23 protein-coding genes are annotated in these 18,217 nt (G+C 39.7%); 18 read left to right on the top strand and 5 right to left on the bottom strand.

Annotated elements, in window-relative coordinates:
- Nucleotides 1–43: 43 nt before the first annotated feature.
- A complete protein-coding gene (locus LS684_RS13765) occupies nt 44–484 on the bottom strand; it encodes an Lrp/AsnC family transcriptional regulator (RefSeq protein WP_233806744.1) in 441 nt (146 codons plus the stop codon).
- A 133-nt stretch (nt 485–617) separates the two neighbouring features.
- On the opposite strand from LS684_RS13765, the gene LS684_RS13760 reads away from it, so the two are divergent.
- Nucleotides 618–1,022 carry a carboxymuconolactone decarboxylase family protein gene (locus LS684_RS13760; RefSeq protein ID WP_233806743.1) on the top strand — a complete coding sequence of 135 codons (405 nt, stop codon included), beginning with the start codon at nt 618–620 and terminating at the stop codon, nt 1,020–1,022.
- Nucleotides 1,023–1,079: 57 nt separating this feature from the next.
- Here LS684_RS13760 and LS684_RS24135 read toward each other — a convergent pair whose 3' ends face one another.
- Both LS684_RS24135 and LS684_RS13755 read right to left on the bottom strand, forming a co-directional pair.
- Complete coding sequence (locus LS684_RS24135) at nt 1,080–1,211, bottom strand: hypothetical protein (RefSeq protein ID WP_267930246.1); 132 nt, start codon at nt 1,209–1,211, stop codon at nt 1,080–1,082.
- A gap of 70 nt (nt 1,212–1,281) precedes the next feature.
- The gene (locus tag LS684_RS13755) at nt 1,282–2,190 is read right to left on the bottom strand and encodes a hydroxymethylglutaryl-CoA lyase (protein WP_233806742.1); all 909 of its coding nucleotides are present in this window, start codon (nt 2,188–2,190) and stop codon (nt 1,282–1,284) included.
- A 145-nt stretch (nt 2,191–2,335) separates the two neighbouring features.
- Between LS684_RS13755 and LS684_RS13750 the strand changes: the two genes are divergently transcribed.
- From LS684_RS13750 to LS684_RS13735, 4 genes are all read left to right on the top strand, one after another.
- Complete coding sequence (locus LS684_RS13750; protein WP_233806741.1) at nt 2,336–3,526, top strand: acetyl-CoA C-acetyltransferase; 1,191 nt, start codon at nt 2,336–2,338, stop codon at nt 3,524–3,526.
- A gap of 56 nt (nt 3,527–3,582) precedes the next feature.
- Nucleotides 3,583–4,275, top strand: a complete 693-nt coding sequence (locus LS684_RS13745) for a CoA transferase subunit A (RefSeq protein ID WP_233806740.1) — start codon at nt 3,583–3,585, stop codon at nt 4,273–4,275.
- A 19-nt stretch (nt 4,276–4,294) separates the two neighbouring features.
- A complete protein-coding gene (locus LS684_RS13740; protein ID WP_233806739.1) occupies nt 4,295–4,963 on the top strand; it encodes a CoA transferase subunit B in 669 nt (222 codons plus the stop codon).
- A gap of 118 nt (nt 4,964–5,081) precedes the next feature.
- Complete coding sequence (locus tag LS684_RS13735) at nt 5,082–5,336, top strand: YqkE family protein (RefSeq protein ID WP_233806738.1); 255 nt, start codon at nt 5,082–5,084, stop codon at nt 5,334–5,336.
- A gap of 444 nt (nt 5,337–5,780) precedes the next feature.
- Here the strand turns inward: LS684_RS13735 and LS684_RS13730 are convergent, their stop codons facing one another.
- Nucleotides 5,781–6,704: an aldo/keto reductase gene (locus LS684_RS13730; RefSeq protein WP_233806737.1), complete on the bottom strand. Its 924-nt coding sequence runs from the start codon at nt 6,702–6,704 to the stop codon at nt 5,781–5,783.
- Nucleotides 6,705–6,733: 29 nt separating this feature from the next.
- On the bottom strand, nt 6,734–6,910 hold the full coding sequence (gene mciZ / locus LS684_RS13725; RefSeq protein WP_233806736.1) for a Z-ring formation inhibitor MciZ: 177 nt from the start codon (nt 6,908–6,910) through the stop codon (nt 6,734–6,736).
- Between the two features lie 114 nt (nt 6,911–7,024).
- Here mciZ and LS684_RS13720 point away from each other — a divergent pair, with 114 nt between their 5' ends.
- The 13 genes from LS684_RS13720 (at nt 7,025) to sigF (ending at nt 18,127) form a co-directional block, all read left to right on the top strand.
- Nucleotides 7,025–7,576, top strand: coding sequence for an NUDIX domain-containing protein (locus LS684_RS13720; RefSeq protein WP_233806734.1), 552 nt, complete (start codon nt 7,025–7,027; stop codon nt 7,574–7,576).
- A complete protein-coding gene (locus LS684_RS13715) occupies nt 7,576–8,745 on the top strand; it encodes an endonuclease Q family protein (protein ID WP_233806732.1) in 1,170 nt (389 codons plus the stop codon). The genes LS684_RS13720 and LS684_RS13715 overlap by 1 nt, the downstream gene beginning before the upstream one ends.
- 147 nt (nt 8,746–8,892) lie before the next feature.
- Nucleotides 8,893–9,534: a stage II sporulation protein M gene (spoIIM, locus tag LS684_RS13710; RefSeq protein WP_233806730.1), complete on the top strand. Its 642-nt coding sequence runs from the start codon at nt 8,893–8,895 to the stop codon at nt 9,532–9,534.
- 109 nt (nt 9,535–9,643) lie between these two features.
- Nucleotides 9,644–10,126: a ferric iron uptake transcriptional regulator gene (gene fur / locus LS684_RS13705; RefSeq protein WP_233806729.1), complete on the top strand. Its 483-nt coding sequence runs from the start codon at nt 9,644–9,646 to the stop codon at nt 10,124–10,126.
- A 149-nt stretch (nt 10,127–10,275) separates the two neighbouring features.
- Nucleotides 10,276–10,500 carry a YqzK family protein gene (locus LS684_RS13700; protein ID WP_233806728.1) on the top strand — a complete coding sequence of 75 codons (225 nt, stop codon included), beginning with the start codon at nt 10,276–10,278 and terminating at the stop codon, nt 10,498–10,500.
- Nucleotides 10,501–10,507: 7 nt separating this feature from the next.
- Nucleotides 10,508–11,401 carry a site-specific tyrosine recombinase XerD gene (gene xerD, locus LS684_RS13695; RefSeq protein ID WP_233806727.1) on the top strand — a complete coding sequence of 298 codons (894 nt, stop codon included), beginning with the start codon at nt 10,508–10,510 and terminating at the stop codon, nt 11,399–11,401.
- A gap of 182 nt (nt 11,402–11,583) precedes the next feature.
- The gene (deoB, locus tag LS684_RS13690) at nt 11,584–12,765 is read left to right on the top strand and encodes a phosphopentomutase (protein ID WP_233806726.1); all 1,182 of its coding nucleotides are present in this window, start codon (nt 11,584–11,586) and stop codon (nt 12,763–12,765) included.
- A 104-nt stretch (nt 12,766–12,869) separates the two neighbouring features.
- Complete coding sequence (locus tag LS684_RS13685) at nt 12,870–13,706, top strand: purine-nucleoside phosphorylase (protein ID WP_233806725.1); 837 nt, start codon at nt 12,870–12,872, stop codon at nt 13,704–13,706.
- Nucleotides 13,707–13,724: 18 nt separating this feature from the next.
- Nucleotides 13,725–15,029 (top strand): pyrimidine-nucleoside phosphorylase, encoded by a 1,305-nt coding sequence (locus LS684_RS13680; RefSeq protein WP_233806724.1) that lies wholly within the window; start codon nt 13,725–13,727, stop codon nt 15,027–15,029.
- 135 nt (nt 15,030–15,164) lie between these two features.
- Nucleotides 15,165–16,334, top strand: coding sequence for a D-alanyl-D-alanine carboxypeptidase family protein (locus tag LS684_RS13675; RefSeq protein ID WP_233806723.1), 1,170 nt, complete (start codon nt 15,165–15,167; stop codon nt 16,332–16,334).
- 228 nt (nt 16,335–16,562) lie between these two features.
- Complete coding sequence (gene spoIIAA, locus LS684_RS13670; RefSeq protein ID WP_233806722.1) at nt 16,563–16,913, top strand: anti-sigma F factor antagonist; 351 nt, start codon at nt 16,563–16,565, stop codon at nt 16,911–16,913.
- A 1-nt stretch (nt 16,914) separates the two neighbouring features.
- Nucleotides 16,915–17,355, top strand: a complete 441-nt coding sequence (spoIIAB, locus tag LS684_RS13665; protein ID WP_233806720.1) for an anti-sigma F factor — start codon at nt 16,915–16,917, stop codon at nt 17,353–17,355.
- Nucleotides 17,356–17,368: 13 nt separating this feature from the next.
- On the top strand, nt 17,369–18,127 hold the full coding sequence (sigF, locus tag LS684_RS13660; protein WP_233806718.1) for an RNA polymerase sporulation sigma factor SigF: 759 nt from the start codon (nt 17,369–17,371) through the stop codon (nt 18,125–18,127).
- Nucleotides 18,128–18,217 lie beyond the last annotated feature (90 nt).

Raw genomic sequence — 18,217 nt, 5'->3', positions numbered from 1 at the left:
ATTAAATAATTGAAAATGACAGACAGGCGGAACCTATGAACCATCACTCCAGATGAAGTCGCAAATCGGTTTCAACTTGAGAAAATATAAAATGGGTCACTGTTTGTGCGAGGGGGTTGACTTGATCAATAAATGCTTCTGCCTCAGCGAACGTGTTAAATTGTATTTTTAACATATAGCAAGCACTTCCCGCAATTCGATAACAGAATTCTATGTTTGAAAGTTTTTTAATATAATTCTTAAATGAAGCATAGTCCCCATTTTTAACCGTTGCTTCTATGATGCATTGAATAGGAGATCCAAGCTTTTCATAATCGACTTCTAAGGTATATTTCTTTATGACACCAACTGATTCCATTTGTCTAACTCTCTCTGCTACAGACGGGGAAGAAAGATGCACTCTTCTTCCAAGCTCACTCATGGATAAACGACTGTTCATTAGTAACTCATCTAAAATTTTTCTATCTATGTTATCGATTTTCATAATTAAATATATCCGCCTTTTTTCGTTTGAAATGAAATGTATTTCTTAATGAATTTATATAGAATTTAATGTGAAAGTCCATTTTTATTTCCTATAATAAATACAGAAGTTACTATAACAAGGAGGAATGAAAATGGCAAGAATTATCGAATCTCGCTTTGGGGAAACCCCTTTTCAAAGATTGCTCGGGCATAATCAACAAATTATGGAGCGCTGGAGTGAATTAGGAGATCTGTTAGCGAGTGAGGGGAGATTACTGCCGGAGTTAAAAGAACAAGTTAGACGAACATTAGCGCAAAAAAATGGATGTGAATATTGCAGGGTGAAAGGAAGGCCGGATCTAGAAGGGGTTGATGAAAAAACAGCGCTTGCGGTAGGGTTTACAGAGGTCTTTTTACAACAAAAGGGAAATATAACAGATACGGTTTTTGATGTATTGAGAGACAGCTTTACAGAGGAGGAAATCAGTGAATTATGTGCCTTTCTTTGTTTTACTACGGCCTCCCAATACTTTGGTGCCATAATGAAATTAACGTAGTGTTCAGCAATAAACACCCCGGATCTAAAGGCTCGTGGCTAGGTCCGGGGCATTTATTTATTGCTCAGAATTCTGACGTTTGGTTGGATGAATTGCTTGTTCTAGCTCTTCTGCTGCGATCATTTGCTTGACGTTCCCGCTAGTTGGCTGCCCTTTTTGACTGTTGCCTTTATCGCGTTTTTGGCTCATGGTTCTGCCTCCTTCAGTTAGCTTCATTTAATAAGATGGATAAAGGAGATCGAACTTATTCACAAAAGAACTAAACCTTTTCTGTTTGTGATAAACGGTAATAAGCCGTTTCGATTGGTCGAGAGAGATGTGGACGAATGACATCTATTGCTTGAACCAGCTTAGTTAGATCAATCCCTGTTTCAATTCCCATCCGTTCAAGCATAAATACAACATCCTCTGTTGCCGCATTTCCTGCAGCACCTGGTGCAAATGGACAGCCACCAAGACCACCTGCTGAGGTATCAAAACGAGTAACTCCCGCCTGAAGTGCTGCAAAGATATTGGTCAAAGCCATATTTCGTGTATCGTGGAAATGGGCGGTTAATAATAGGTGGGGAAAGGCATGCTTTAATTTCGAAAATAATGAAAAAGCTTCATGAGGAGCAGCCATCCCAATAGTATCCGCAACACTAAGTTCATCGACGCCTAAATCGACAAATTGCCTGCATAAGCGAATGGTCGCTTCTTCCTCCATTTTTCCTTCATATGGACAGTAAAAGGCAGTTGAAATACAAGCTCGGACAAAATAACCGCTGGCTTTAAGCTCTTTAATGATCGGGGCTAACTCATCCATGCTTTCATCTGTCATTTTGTTGATGTTCTTTTTATTAAACGTATTGCTCACACCAACAAAGACTGCTACTGCTTTACAGTCTGTCATATAAACACGTTCAACACCTTTAGCGTTTGGTGTAAGAACGATGTTTCGTGTGTTTTCATCTAAACAAGCGCTTACAATTTCTGCTGCATCTTGCATTTGCGGCACCCATTTTGGTGACACAAAAGACGTTAATTCAAGCTCTTTTATTCCTGAGCCTCTTAATTGAGTAATGAATTGTTTTTTGGCTTCTGTCGGAATAAATGCTTTTTCATTTTGAAGTCCATCCCGAGGACCTACCTCAATGATTTCCACTTTTTTCGGTAATTGAAGTGTCATGTTTTTCCCTCCTATTCACATATTATTATTTTAGATGGATTTTTTTTAGAAATGCAAGAATAATAGAAATTTTGACAAAATAAAGGGATTTCTTGCAATTGCTAGAATGTATTATGGTATTTAGAGAATGAAAGGATGAGAGAATTTGACGCAAACATCAGAAGTAGTTATTGTCAGTGCCGTACGCACAGCAATTGGTAGTTTTAATGGAAGCTTGAAGAATATTTCTGCTCCAGAGTTAGGAGCAATTGCGATCCAAGGAGCATTAGAAAAAGCGAAAGTAACAGCTGAACAAATAGATGAAGTGATCTTAGGGAATGTTTTGCAAGCAGGCTTAGGACAAAACCCTGCTAGACAAGCGGCATTAAAGGCGGGTCTTCCTGAAAGCGTTTCCGCAATGACGATTAATAAAGTTTGTGGCTCTGGGTTGAAGGCTGTACACCTAGCGACACAAGCAATTTTAGCGGGTGATGCGGAAATTGTAGTTGCAGGTGGAATGGAAAATATGAGTCAAGCACCCTATCTCTTAAAAAATGCGAGAGACGGCTTCAAAATGGGCGATCAAAAGCTAGTTGATAGCATGATTTCAGATGGGTTGTGGTGTGCTTTTAACGATTATCACATGGGGATTACAGCAGAGAATCTCTGTGATCGATATGAACTGTCAAGAGAAGAACAGGATCAGTTTGCAGCAGCAAGCCAGCAAAAGGCAACTCAGGCGATTGAAAGCGGCAGATTTCAAGATGAAATTGTCCCTGTCACGATCCCGCAGCGTAAAGGAGAGCCGATTGTTTTTAACACAGATGAATACCCGAAAAAAGGAACAACTGCAGAGAAGCTTTCTAGCCTTCGTGCTGCTTTCAAAAAGGATGGATCTGTTACAGCAGGAAATGCGTCAGGGATTAATGATGGAGCTGCGGTGTTGGTCTTAATGAGCCGGAAAAAAGCGGAAGAGCTAGAGCTTACGCCACTAGTAACTATTAAAGGGAATGCAAGTGCTGGTGTAGATCCTAGTATTATGGGGATTGGACCTGTATCCGCTGTGAAAAAAGTATTAGAGAAAACTTCTACGAGCATGGAAGATATTGACTTAATTGAGGCGAATGAAGCGTTTGCTGCACAGTCGTTAGCTGTAGGCAAGGAATTGCAATTTAATCACGAAATTTTAAACGTTAACGGGGGAGCGATTGCGTTAGGTCATCCAATTGGAGCAAGCGGAGCAAGAGTTCTTGTCACATTAATTCATGAAATGCAAAAGCGTCAAGCCAAAAAAGGATTAGCTACATTATGCATTGGCGGCGGGCAGGGAGTTGCCACAATCGTTGAGCTTGCATAATCGGCTCGAAATTTCATTTGAAACCAATTTAGATGATAGGGAAAGGGGAGACATATATGAAGAAGATTTGTACCTCATTTCAAGAGGCAGTGGCAGATATTCAAGATGGAGCAACCTTAATGGTAGGAGGCTTCGGTTTATGTGGAATTCCTGAAAACTTAATTTTGGCCTTAGTAGAAAAAGGAGTTAAAGATCTAACCGTAATTTCAAATAACTGTGGAGTAGATGATTGGGGTCTAGGGTTATTATTGAAAAATAGACAAATCAAGAAAATGATTGGATCTTATGTAGGAGAAAACAAAGAGTTCGAAAGACAAGTGCTATCAGGGGAAATCGAGGTAGAGCTCACACCACAAGGAACATTAGCTGAAAAAATTCGTGCCGGTGGGGCTGGTATCCCCGCATTCTATACACCAGCTGGCGTTGGAACACCGATAGCTGAAGGGAAAGAAACAAGGGAATTCGACGGCAAGGAGTATTTATTAGAGCCGGCGCTAACAGCTGACTACAGCCTCGTAAGAGCATGGAAAGGGGATCGGATGGGGAATCTTGTCTACCACAAGACGGCAAGAAACTTTAATCCAATGATTGCAGCCGCAGGGAAGGTAACAATTGCAGAGGTCGAACAGTTGGTGGATACAGGCGAGCTTGACCCGAATTATATTCATACTCCAAGTATATATGTTCAAGCGTTGATCGAAGGAAAGCAGGAGAAGCGAATTGAAAGGCTAACAGTCAAATCATCATAAAGGTAGGAGGGTGAAGAGGATGAGTATCGATAAAGCAGCGGTTAGGGAAAGGATTGCAAGGCGTGCAGAGAAGGAAATTGAAGATGGCTTCTATGTAAACTTAGGGATTGGCATGCCGACGTTGGTAGCTAATTATATTACAGATAATAAGCAAGTAGTGCTGCAGTCTGAAAATGGACTTTTAGGAATTGGACCGTATCCAACAGAGGTAGAGGTTGATGCAGACTTAATAAACGCTGGGAAAGAGACGGTAACGACGATTCCGGGCTCATCTTACTTTGATAGCGCAGAATCTTTTGCGATGATTCGAGGAGGACATGTGAATGTAGCCATTCTTGGTGGAATGGAAGTGGCAGAAAACGGTGATCTTGCCAACTGGATGATTCCAGGTAAGATGATCAAAGGAATGGGCGGAGCGATGGATCTCGTTCATGGTGCGAAAAAAATTATCGTCATAATGGAACACACAAATAAGAATGGCGAATCGAAAATACTTAAAGAATGTACATTGCCATTAACAGGAAAAGGCGTTGTTAATCGCATTATAACTGAGCGCTCAGTCATTGATGTCACACCTGAAGGCTTAAAGCTCGTTGAAGTTGCAAAGGGCTATACAGTAGAAGACATTTTAGCCTGTACAGCACCAGCCTTACTAGTAGATGAAACTATTGTAACCGACGCATACTAAGTAGTTGAAAAAAGCGCAGCGGAAGCTGGGCTTTTTTCTGTAAAGAAAGGGATTGGAAAAATGAATTTCACCCACTATCCATGCTATAATGGGTGAAAAAATGCTGGAAGGGATTCATATGAAGAAACAAAAACGAAACGTAAAACAAAATAATAAAAAACAAGAAGATAAGCCGCTTACTTTAGGAGATATGCTGAATAAAGATCTTCTCGATCAATTAAGAGAGACGAAAAAGGATCTGAAGGAAGAAGCTGAGAAGAAGCTAGAGGAAGAAGAAAAGCGTAAGCGTGAGGAAAGAAGACTAAGAGAGAAGAACAAATCCTTCGAAGAGCTATTAAATGAGAGCTCAATGAACTGGAACGATTATAAATAAAAGCAAGATGTTTTCAGACAAACAGATTAAATTCAATGTATGGAGTGAAAAAGAAGTGTTGCAATTAATCCCCTTATTGAGCAATTAAAGAGATGGGACATACGTACGTCAGTCAATGGTATATCCGAACGATCAGGAGTTATCTTCTTTTGCTAGTTCGGGTATTTTTGTTTGTTCGGAAAACCAATTTTTTGAAAATGGAGGAATGGAGCGGAAGACACTCGACTACTAAGGGAAATAGAGGAAAGCCTAAGACACCAAAGCGCAGCGAGGAGGCTCAGAGTCCTCCCCGCGGAAAGCGTGTGTCTACAGCGCAGGTGGAACGAACTTGTTTTTACAAGCTAAATATAAAAAAGTCATTGTTCGTCTTTGAGAAAGAGTCATATAGTTAGGTCCCACTTTTTTCACTGCTCCATTCAATATGACGCCTCTTTCCTTCATCCGTTATCGATGCTGATCATATTGATTAGCCTTCGTAACGGATTGAATGAAGGATCGCTCTTCTTCGGATAGGGGCTGGCTTTGAATAGCTCTCGCGTTTTCTTGAATTTGTTCGACTGTACTAGCACCTGTAATAACAGAAGCTACTGCCGGCTGAGTAAGATTATATAGAAGAGCCAGTGAAGTGAGGTCACGATTTGAGGTGAATCTCTCTTCCAATGAATGAATTACGTCCTCTAATTCCTCGTAGCGATAATCCAAATAGCCCGCCTCCTGTATCTTTGCAGTTGCCTTTTTAAGGCCTGTGCGACTGACAAGTCCTTTCGCAAGTGGCCCACGTGTGACAACACTTATATTTTTACTTTGTAGAAATGGCAGAGCTTCCTCCTCCGGGCGGCGGTCTAACATGCTATACTGCATCATTACGGAAACCATACCTGAACGATTTGCAAATTCTCGAATGACGTTTGGCCGGATGGAAGAGATTCCATAGTAACGAATCAATCCTTCTGATTTAAGTTCCTCGAATGCTTCAATCGTTTCATCGAGAGGATCGTCCATTGTTCCCCCGTGCAATTGATACAAGTCGATATAATCAGTACCTAAACGAGATAAGCTTTGTTTCACTGCTTCTTTAATATAGGCTTTGGACGGGTCCCAATTCCAGCTATCCTTCGCTTCCTTCCAGCGATTCCCTACCTTTGTCGCAAGGATCACTTTGTCTCGAACGTTTTTTAAGGCTTGTCCGACAAGCTGCTCGTTGACGCCAAAATCATATAAATCAGCTGTATCAAAGTAATTGATTCCTTCATCTAGAGCAGCTCCGATGATTCTTTCCGCTTGTTGGGCATTCGTTCCAAGGGACATGCAACCTAGTCCAAGCTCGCTGACATACAGATCAGATGGTCCCAATCTTCTTTTCTTCATATCAATTCACACGCCTTTCTTTTATATCCTTAATAGTAACGAAAGGGCTTGTTTTTTGACAAATGTTGCGATTGGGGAAATTGTCTAGTAGCATCAATCCACTCTTGTACGAAATAAAACTGCTTGTTATATTCTATTAATTTCTCTCTGATTTCCCAAGCCTTTCCGGCCAGAACTACCCCTTGGTTCACAACGTATATTTTCATTTTGTTCTAGACCTCCTCCCTATGAGATAACTTGTTAATTCAGAAGAAGCACAATAAACTATGATAAAATGTATGAGTAGATCAATTCGGATTAGAACAGGAGTTGCAGAAGAAATGAGTCAATTAGAAGAAAAAACGCTACATTCGGAGAAAATATTTTCGGGGAGAGTTATTAGTCTACAGGTTGATGAGGTGAAATTGCCTAACGGGAGAACTTCAACTCGTGAAATCGTCAAGCACCCAGGGGCGGTAGCTGTTATTCCGATTACTTCTGATGGCAAGATTGTTATGGTTGAGCAATATCGAAAAGCGCTTGAAAAGACGATTGTTGAAATTCCAGCAGGAAAGCTTGAAAAAGGGGAAGAGCCTGCAAGCTGCGCAAGACGAGAGCTAGAAGAGGAAACAGGCTATGAATGTAAACATCTTGAGTGGCTGATTTCCTTTTATACTTCTCCTGGATTTGCTGATGAAATGGTTCATTTATATATAGCAACTGGTCTACAAAAAAAAGAACATGCGGCGTCATTAGACGAAGATGAATTTGTTCATGTAATTGAATTAGAACTAGATGAAGCAGAGCAATGTATCCATGATCAAAGGATTTTCGATGCAAAAACAGCTTATGCTGTGCAATATTTACAATTAAAAGCGAGTGTTCAAAAATAATGAATCGTTACTACGTAGATCTTCATATTCATATTGGAAGAACCTACACCGGAAAGCCTGTGAAAATTACTGGGGGAAAATCACTAACCTTTTCAAATATTATTCAGCATGCTAGAGATGAAAAAGGTCTTCATATGATTGGCATTATTGATTGTCATTCACCTGAGGTCCTTTTCGAAATAGAGGAGCGATTAGCATCAGGAGATTTAGTGGAGCATCCAGATGGCGGATGGTTTGATGAAGGATTATCGATTATCCCGGGCTGCGAGCTTGAGATATACGATGAGTTCAGTAGTGGTCCGATCCACGTCCTAACTTATTTCTCGACGATCTCTAGTATGAAAGAATTTTCGAGTTGGTTATCTAATCACATGAAAAACATTCAATTAAGCTCACAGCGACTTTATGTGAGTGGCAGAGAATTACAGAAGAAAGTCAAAGAATTAGGTGGGTTGTTTATTCCTGCTCATGTATTCACCCCATTTAAAAGCTTATATGGGAAGGGTGTTCGAAAGAGCTTGACGGAAGTGCTTGATCCAGAGTTGATTGATGGAATTGAGCTTGGGTTAAGTGCTGATTCGGACATGGCCGACCTCCTAGTAGAGCTACACAACTATACATTTGTTACGAATTCAGATGCTCACTCATTAGGAAAGATCGCCCGGGAATATCAAATGATCCAAATGGAGGAGCTCACATTCAAAGAATTGAAGAGAGCCTTATTGAAAGAAGGCGGGAGAACTGTCATAGCGAATTACGGACTAGATCCACTTTTGGGGAAGTATCATCAAACCGTATGCGCAGCTTGCCATCAAATCAGGTCTGCAGAGCATAAAGAATGCCCAAAATGTGGCGAAAGTAAGATTATTAAAGGGGTATCAGACCGAATTATGGAGCTTCAAACAGCAGCTTCTGGTCCAGTTGATCGTCCTCCATATATTCATCAAGTACCGTTGGACTTTATTCCGGGACTCGGACCTAAATTATTGGCGAAGCTAGTAGACCATTTTGGTTCGGAAATGGCGATTATCCATGAAGTACCACTTGAAAAGCTTAAAGAGATTGTCCCAGACAAAGTGGCGGTGCAAATTGACAAAGCTCGTCATGGGGATTTAGCTCTTCAAGCTGGTGGAGGAGGCAAGTATGGAAAAATTACAGCAGAGTCATAGACGGTAACTAAAGGTTTGAGGTCTCTAGCATGTGGTAAGGATATAGACTAGTAAATCTAGTCCGTTCGCTCTTCCTCTTTGTTCTTGTCATAGATTAAAAAGACAAGCATACATATGAACTATATACCGTTCATAGGAGGAACAGCAATGAAGAAAAATAGATACCAGAACATTGTAGCAACCCATTTTCGCGAGCATTCCTCGATCTATTTATTTGTCGTTGTCTTATTTTTAATGGGAGTGATATTTGGGGCTGTTGTCGTAAATAGCTTAAGCTTTACACAGAAAGAGGATCTATTCTATTATCTTTCCCAATTTTTTGGACATGTGGCTGATGGGAAAAACATTGCTTCAAAAGATTTGTTCTATCAAAGCTTTTATCATAACAGTAAATTTATAGGGTTGATGTGGATTTTAGGAATCTCTATTATAGGTCTGCCTGTCATCCTCATATTGTTGTTCATGAAAGGGATGGTTGTGGGCTTTACAGTCGGATTTTTAGTCAATCAAATGAGATGGGATGGGTTTATGCTGTCGTTTGTTTCCATCCTGCCGCAAAATCTAATTATCATCCCTGTGTTTATTATTGCTACAACACTGGCCGTCTCTTTTTCCTTAAAAATGATCAGAAGACAATTTATGAAGAAACTAGGTGGACCGATCATGCCCCTATTCTCAAGGTACTTGCTCTCATTTATCGTTATGATTGTCTTTATTGCAATTGCTGCAATCATTGAATCGAGCCTTACACCACCGTTAATGAAAGCGATTGTAAATTCCATAAAATAATAATTATTATCAAATGATATTAATTATCGAATCTAAATTGTAATTATTTTATTTTGAACTTCTTTCCTCATCTGTTATAATGAGAATACAGTGGCGGGGAGGAAGGAAAATGGAAACTAGAATTGAAAGAATAAAGAAACAGTTGCATTCAGCAAGTTATAAATTGACACCGCAACGAGAAGCTACAGTTCGCGTGTTATTAGAAAATGAAGAAGATCATTTAAGCGCGGAAGATGTATACCTCCTTGTAAAAGAAAAATCGCCGGAGATCGGGTTAGCAACTGTTTATCGTACACTAGAATTACTGACAGAATTAAAGATTGTCGATAAAATTAATTTCGGTGATGGAGTATCACGCTATGACCTAAGACAAGAGGGAGCAGCTCACTTCCATCATCATTTAGTTTGTATTGAATGCGGTGCAGTAGATGAAATTCAAGAAGACCTTTTAGAGGATGTAGAAGAGATCGTTGAAAGAGATTGGAATTTCAAAATTAAAGATCATCGATTAACATTCCATGGAATTTGTCATCGTTGTCAAGATAAAGAAGAAGTCGAAACCGAAAGCGAAGAAACCAAAACTGAAGAGTAAGACGTAAAACCTTTTCGAATGGCTGAAAAGGTTTTTTTAATAGGAATAACATCTTTCAATTTGTATATCCTACATAGACACTTTTCTAGGTATAAACCTCGTCCAATTTGGCATACCCTTTAGTAAGAAGACTTATTGGGGGAGAATCCATGACGTTGTTTAAGCTTATTTTTAAAACGGTAAAAGTATTTGTCCTTTTTACTGGATGCACAATCTTATTTTACTATGGTATTATGTGGATAAATGAAGAATATCAGGATTATCATCGGTATGATGAACCAAAAGGAGCCGCAATAAAAGTATCAGCAGCAACTGATCAAGAGCCATTAAATGTTCTAGACCGGCTAATTCTGTTTTATTTAAATGGGGAGTAATGCGTATATGGAAGACCAGCTAAAAGATTTCATCCACTATGTAACAATTGAAAAAGGATTGGCGAAAAATACGATTATTTCTTATGAACGAGATTTAAAGAGCTATTTCAACTATTTGCAGAAGGTTGAAGCTGTAATGAATTTTAATACCGTTCAGCGGGTTCATATCATTCAGTTTCTTTCATACTTAAAAAGCAATGGGAAATCGGCAAAAACGCTTGCAAGGCATATTGCTTCGATACGCGCCTTTCATCAGTTTTTATTGCGAGAAAAAATGGCAGATCACGATCCATCTGTTCATATAGAGACACCCCAGCAGGAAAAATCGTTACCAAAGGTGTTAAGCTTAGTGGAAGTCGAGGTATTATTAGACGCACCAAAGCTTGATAGTCATTTTGGCTATCGAGATAAAGCGATGCTAGAGCTCTTATATGCGACAGGAATTCGTGTGAGTGAATTAATCGGGCTCAAAACAGGGGATGTTCATTTGACAATGGGGTTCGTCCGCTGCATTGGGAAAGGAAATAAGGAGAGGATCATTCCAATTGGTCAAACAGCAACGAATGCGCTTATCGATTATCTTGATCATGGTAGACCTTTCTTTGTTTCAAAAAAACATAAAGATGACTCGTTATTTTTAAACCATCATGGCAAACAGCTAAGCAGACAAGGATTCTGGAAAATTCTAAAAAAACTTACACAAGAAGCGGGAATTGAAAAGGATTTAACACCTCATACATTAAGACATTCCTTTGCAACACATTTATTAGAAAATGGTGCTGATTTACGTGCTGTACAAGAGATGTTAGGTCATGCGGATATTTCTACTACGCAAATTTATACCCATGTTACAAAGACCCGCTTAAAGGATGTATACAGCCAATTTCATCCAAGAGCTTAATAGTTTTAAAGATTGGACAAAAAGCTGCCAAAATTATCGGTAGCTTTTTATTGTTTTTTACCTGCTAAATTTAGTAGAATATAGATGTCAGACTTCTGACGATTGATTTGGTTGAAAGTTTTATTTTTGGGTAAAATAATATCGTTTGTGAAAACGGATTCAATTGAAGAAGGAGGATTTTTATGAGCGCATATACATATAAACGGATCTTTCTCATCGTGCTAGATTCAGTGGGAATTGGTGAGGCACCAGATGCTGCTAAATTTGGGGATGAGGGTTCAGATACATTAGGTCACATTGCAGAGCGGATGAATGGGCTGCATATGCCAAATATGGCAAAGCTCGGGCTTAGCAACATCCGAGAAATAAAGGGAATAGAAAAAGCGGACCACCCCCTTGCTTTCTATACAAAAATGCAAGAGGCATCAAATGGAAAAGATACAATGACAGGTCACTGGGAGATTATGGGGTTAAATATCAGCACTCCATTCCAAGTGTTTCCAGATGGGTTTCCACCTGAATTAATTGCTGAGCTCGAATCTCGTACCGGAAGAAAAGTGATTGGAAACAAGCCGGCAAGTGGAACGGAAATTCTTGTAGAACTTGGTGAAGAACATATGAAGTCTGGAGATTTGATTGTCTATACTTCTGCTGATTCTGTTCTTCAAATTGCGGCACATGAAGATGTAGTTCCAATTGAAGAGCTGTATAAGATTTGTAAAATTGCTAGGGAGTTAACACTTGATGAAAAATATATGGTAGGTCGTGTAATTGCGAGACCTTTTATTGGTGACCCAGGTGATTTTAAGCGAACTTCCAATCGTCATGATTATGCGTTAAAGCCATTTGACCGTACGGTGATGAATGAGTTACAGGATGAGAAATATGATGTAATCGCTATCGGGAAGATTTCTGATATTTATGATGGAGAAGGGGTGACTGAATCCATCCGAACCGCTTCCAATATGGATGGTATGGATAAATTAATCCAAAGCTTTGATAAAGACTTTACTGGTTTAAGCTTTGTGAACTTGGTAGATTTCGATGCATTATTTGGTCATCGAAGAGACCCAGAAGGATATGGAAAGGCATTAGAAGAGTATGATGCACGACTTCCAGAGGTCTTCTCAAAAATGAAGGATGAAGATCTGCTAATTATTACGGCTGACCATGGAAATGATCCGGTTCACCACGGGACAGATCATACGAGAGAATATGTTCCTTTACTCGTTTATACAAAGAGTAAAGAAGGGAAAGAACTCCCAATTCGAGACACCTTTGCTGATATTGGTGCAACGGTAGCAGAAAACTTCGGAGTCAAAATGCCGAACTATGGAAAAAGCTTTTTATCTGAGCTTAAGTAGACTCTCTTGTCAAGATGAGGATGTTCACTCGACATGCTCGAATGATGAGTTCAACTTGAAAATAATATAGACGATTTCATTGGATTAATAAGGAGATGACTAGAATGAATTATGAAGCCATTAAAAATGCAGCAATGTATTTAAATGAACGTTACGATAATCAACCGAAAATCGGGTTAATCCTCGGTTCAGGGCTAGGTGTACTTGCAGAAGAAATTGAACAACCAACGAAAATTCCTTATAACGAAATTCCAGATTTCCCTGTCTCAACAGTAGAAGGTCATGCAGGACAGCTTGTGTTTGGAACGATTAACGGAGTAGAAGTGGTTGCCATGCAAGGTCGCTTTCATTACTACGAAGGGTACTCCTTTGATAAAGTGACATTTCCTGTTCGCGTAATGAAGGAATTAGGTGTGGAAAAGCTAATCGTGACAAACGCTGCTGGTGGGGTCAATGAAAGCTTCACACCAGGAGACTTAATGATCATTGAAGACCATATTAACAACATGGGGTCGAATCCTTTAATTGGACCGAATGATTCCAAGTTAGGCGTGCGTTTCCCAGATATGTCGGAAGCTTACTCGAAGGAATTAAGAGAAGTAGCAAAGAAAATCGCATCCGAGCTTTCTATTCCTGTGCAAGCTGGAGTTTATGTTGGGAATACAGGTCCTACTTATGAAACGCCTGCTGAAATTCGGATGTTCCGTACACTAGGAGGCGATGCTGTTGGCATGTCAACTGTCCCAGAAGTCATTGTCGCTAGACATGCAGGCATGGAAGTATTAGGTATTTCTTGTATTTCAAATATGGCTGCTGGTATTTTAGATCAACCACTTAACCATGAAGAAGTAATTGAAACAACCGAAAAAGTAAAGAGTCACTTTTTACGCTATGTGAAAGAATTAGTGAAACAACTAGGAAATGAATCAATTCAAATCTAATGAACAGTGGTGATAATCATGAGAATGGTGGATTTAATCGAAAAGAAACGTGATGGACATGAGCTGTCAACGGAAGAAATTCAATTTATTATTAGTGGATATACAGATGGAACAATCCCTGACTATCAAATGAGTGCATTGACGATGGCGATCTTTTTCGAAGGGATGACTGAAAAAGAGCGTGCAGATCTCACAATGGCAATGGTAGAGTCTGGTGATCAAATTGATCTTTCACAGATTGAAGGCGTTAAGGTTGATAAGCATTCTACTGGTGGTGTAGGTGATACAACAACACTCGTTCTAGGACCACTAGTTGCTGCAGTTGGGGTGCCAGTTGCAAAAATGTCTGGAAGAGGACTTGGCCATACAGGTGGAACGATTGATAAGCTGGAGTCTGTTGAAGGCTTCCACGTTGAAATCGACAACGACGAATTTATTAAGCTTGTTAATCAAAATAAAATTGCAGTTATCGGTCAAAGTGGAAATTTAACTCCAGCAGATAAGAAGCTATATGCTTTAAGAGATGTAACAGCTACCGTAAATAGCATTCCACTCATTGCGAGTTCGATTATGAGTAAAAAAATTGCAGCTGGGGCAGATGCAATTGTCTTAGATGTAAAAACGGGTGCTGGAGCCTTTATGAAGACGTTAGAAGATTCAAAAGAGCTAGCTAGCGCTATGGTTCGAATTGGTAATAATGTAGGCAGAAAGACAATGGCTGTTATTTCAGATATGAGTCAGCCACTGGGTTTTGCTATTGGAAATGCATTAGAAGTGAAAGAAGCGATTGATACATTAAAAGGAGAAGGTCCAGAGGATCTTACAGAGCTATGCTTAACTCTAGGAAGTCATATGGTTCTCCTAGCAGGTAAAGCCGATTCTGCTCAACAAGCGCGAACAATGCTAGAAGATGCCATTCAAAATGGTTCAGCATTAGAGTCATTAAAAGTATTTTTAAGCTCCCAAGGCGGAAATGCCGAAGTAGTTGATGATCCGGAAAAGCTTCCACAAGCGAAGTATACGTTTGAATTAGAAGCGAAAGAAGACGGGTATGTTTCTGAAATTATCGCAGACTCAGTTGGTACGGCTGCCATGTTATTAGGTGCAGGCAGAGCGACAAAGGAATCCGAAATTGATTTAGCAGTTGGATTAGTTCTACAGAAAAAAATCGGAGACCAAGTTCAAAAAGGTGAGTCACTGGTGACCATCTACAGTAATTTTGAAGATGTAGAAGAAGTGAAAGAGAAGCTATACCATAGCATTAAACTTTCTTCAGAAAAAGTGTCTGCACCTTTACTCGTGCATGCGGAAATAACTGAATAACCAACCAGTTGTAAAGGCTGTTTCCAGGTCAATCATATGACTTGGAAGCAGCCTTTTTGTATTTGGAGGAAATGACTGTATAAATTTATGGATATTGGAAAAAATGGAAGTTATAAAGAATGGAGGGTTTATGTCATGAAACGAATTGTGTCTGTTATGCTAATTAGCCTTTTACTTACTTCTATAGCGATTCCATCTGCATTTGCCAATGAAAAGACAGGGGTGGAGCTTGCTAATGATTCCAAGTCTGCCATATTAATTGAACGAGATACGGGTTCAGTATTATATGAAAAAAATAGCGACGAACAATTGCCGCCAGCAAGTATGACGAAAATCATGACGATGCTGTTAATTATGGAAGCGATTGACGAAGGGAAATTACAGTGGGATGAGAAAATCCGTGCAAGTGAATATGCGGCATCGATGGGTGGCTCACAAATATTCTTAGAGCCAGGTGAACAAATGACAACCGAAGAAATGCTAAAAGGGATTGCAATCGGTTCTGGAAACGATGCATCTGTAGCGATGGCTGAGCGGATTGCAGGCTCAGAAGAAGGTTTTGTAGAAATGATGAATGAGAAAGCGAAAGAGTTAGGGTTAAAAAATACGTTCTTCAAAAACACAACAGGCTTACCAGTTGAAGGTCACTATAGTACAGCCCATGATATGGCCATTATGGCAAAAGAGCTTTTAAAATACGAAAAGATTACCGAATATACAGGAACCTATGAATCATACTTAAGAGAAAATACGGATAAAAAATTCTGGTTAGTTAATACGAATCGTTTAGTAAAATTCTACCCAGGAGTAGATGGTTTGAAAACGGGGTTTACAAGTGAAGCAAAATATTGTTTAACGGCGACTGCAGAGAAGGATGGTATGCGGGTGATTGCAGTTGTATTTGGAGCTCCAACTTCAAAGGCTCGTAATGCACAAGTGACCAAAATGCTAGATTATTCTTTTAGTCAATATGAAACACATCCAATGTATGAAAGAAACCATTCTGTCGGAAAAGCAAAAATCAGTAAAGGTAGCGAGAAAATGGTTGATGCTCTTACAAGTGAGCCGATTTCGTTGTTGACGAAAAAAGGGGAGAGCATAGAGGATGTAGAACAGAAAATCATGTTCAAAAAGGACTTGAAAGCTCCTATTAAAAAGGGTGCTCCGATTGGGACGATTCAATTTGTGAAGGATAATCAAACGTTAGTTGAGTCCCCGCTAGTCGCGAAGGAAGAAATTAAAGAAGCGAGCTGGTGGATTCTGTTCAAACGAGCTTTTGGCATGTTTACAAAAGTTGGCGAATAATCAATAAGAATTTGTCGAACACATTCTTATTCCTACTATTTTTAGCGAATAAGCACTAGTTTTGTCCGTAAGGAAGGAAATGCACCTCTTATATAGAATTTCACTCACTATAAGGCAGACCCATCTCAAGAGTTGAGGGAGGAGATGTCCTTCATGTATTTTCTGTCTCAATCGATTAAAATAGGTTGGAACAGTCTACATGTAGACCATATAAGGAGGATATGGATAGTGAGTCTAAATATCGATCTTGAAGTGAAAAATAACGTTCTATGTATCCGTCTTAGCGGAGAGCTAGACCATCATACGGCAGATACGCTTCGTGAACAAGCAACTAAAGCAATTGAGGATTTCGGTATCCGTCATATTATTCTTAATTTAGAGCATCTATCCTTTATGGATAGCTCTGGGCTTGGCGTTATTTTAGGAAGATACAAACAAATTAAAACGATGCATGGAGAAATGGTAGTTTGCGCAATTTCCCCAGCTGTCCAAAGACTCTTTGAAATGTCAGGTCTATTCAAGATCATTCGTCTTGAGGCGACAGAAGAATTTGCTTTGGAAAGATTGGGGGTAGCGTAGGATGAAAAATGAAATGCATCTTCAATTTAGTGCGGTCAGTCAAAATGAATCCTTTGCACGGGTAACCGTTGCTGCTTTTGTCGCGCAACTAGACCCGACAATGGACCAGCTTACAGAGATCAAGACGGTTGTGTCAGAAGCGGTAACTAATTCCATTATTCATGGGTATAACAACGACCCGAGCGGAACGGTCTACATTTCAGTTGTCATTGAAGATGGAATCGTAGACCTATCGATTAAAGATCATGGGGTGGGTATCTCAGATGTGGATGAAGCTAGGCAGCCCCTTTTTACAACGAAACCTGAACTGGAGCGCTCAGGCATGGGCTTTACAATCATGGAAAACTTTATGGATGAGATCGAGGTTCAATCCTTACCTGGAAAAGGAACAGAGATTCGATTAAGGAAGCATTTAACGAAAAGTAAAATGCTATGTAATTAAGGGAGTCTTGCCTATGGATGTGGAGGTAAAATCAGAAAAAGGCCAAACATATTTAAAAGATCAAGAAGTTAAGGAATTAATTGAGAAAAGTCAAGCAGGAGATCAAAGTGCGAGAGACTTAATTGTCCAGAAAAATATGCGCTTGGTATGGTCTGTTGTCCAGCGTTTTCTAAATCGAGGCTATGAACCAGATGATCTTTTTCAAATCGGTTGTATAGGTTTATTAAAGTCAGTAGATAAATTCGACCTCTCATACGATGTCAAATTTTCTACCTATGCTGTCCCTATGATTATTGGCGAAATCCAGCGTTTTATTCGTGATGATGGGACGGTAAAGGTTAGCCGCTCATTAAAAGAGATGGGCAATAAGATTCGGAAAGCTAAAGATGAGCTCTCAAAATCATTAGGTCGAATTCCTACGATATCTGAGATCTCAGAATTTCTGGATGTTCCAACTGAAGATATCATTCTCGCTCAAGAAGCAAGTCGAATGCCTTCGTCCATACATGAAACTGTATACGAAAATGACGGGGATCCGATTACATTATTGGACCAAATTGATGATGGAGATGAGGGCAGGTGGTTTGACAAGATTGCTCTAAAAGAAGCGATTCGTGAGCTAGATGAACGGGAACGACTTATCGTCTATTTGCGATACTACAAGGATCAAACCCAGTCTGAGGTTGCGGCACGGCTAGGAATTTCTCAGGTACAAGTCTCCAGGCTAGAAAAGAAAATATTAAAGCAAATGAAAGACCGTATGGATGTTTAGTCCAAACGGTCTTTTTCTATTTTTTTGGAACCCAAGGATCAGTTTAAAAACCATTTATTGGTCAACATGAACCTACTTGTGGTTACTCAT

Source organism: Cytobacillus spongiae (assembly GCF_021390075.1).
Note: the sequence above shows the minus strand (reverse complement) of the source record. Positions and strands in the feature narration are given on the sequence as shown.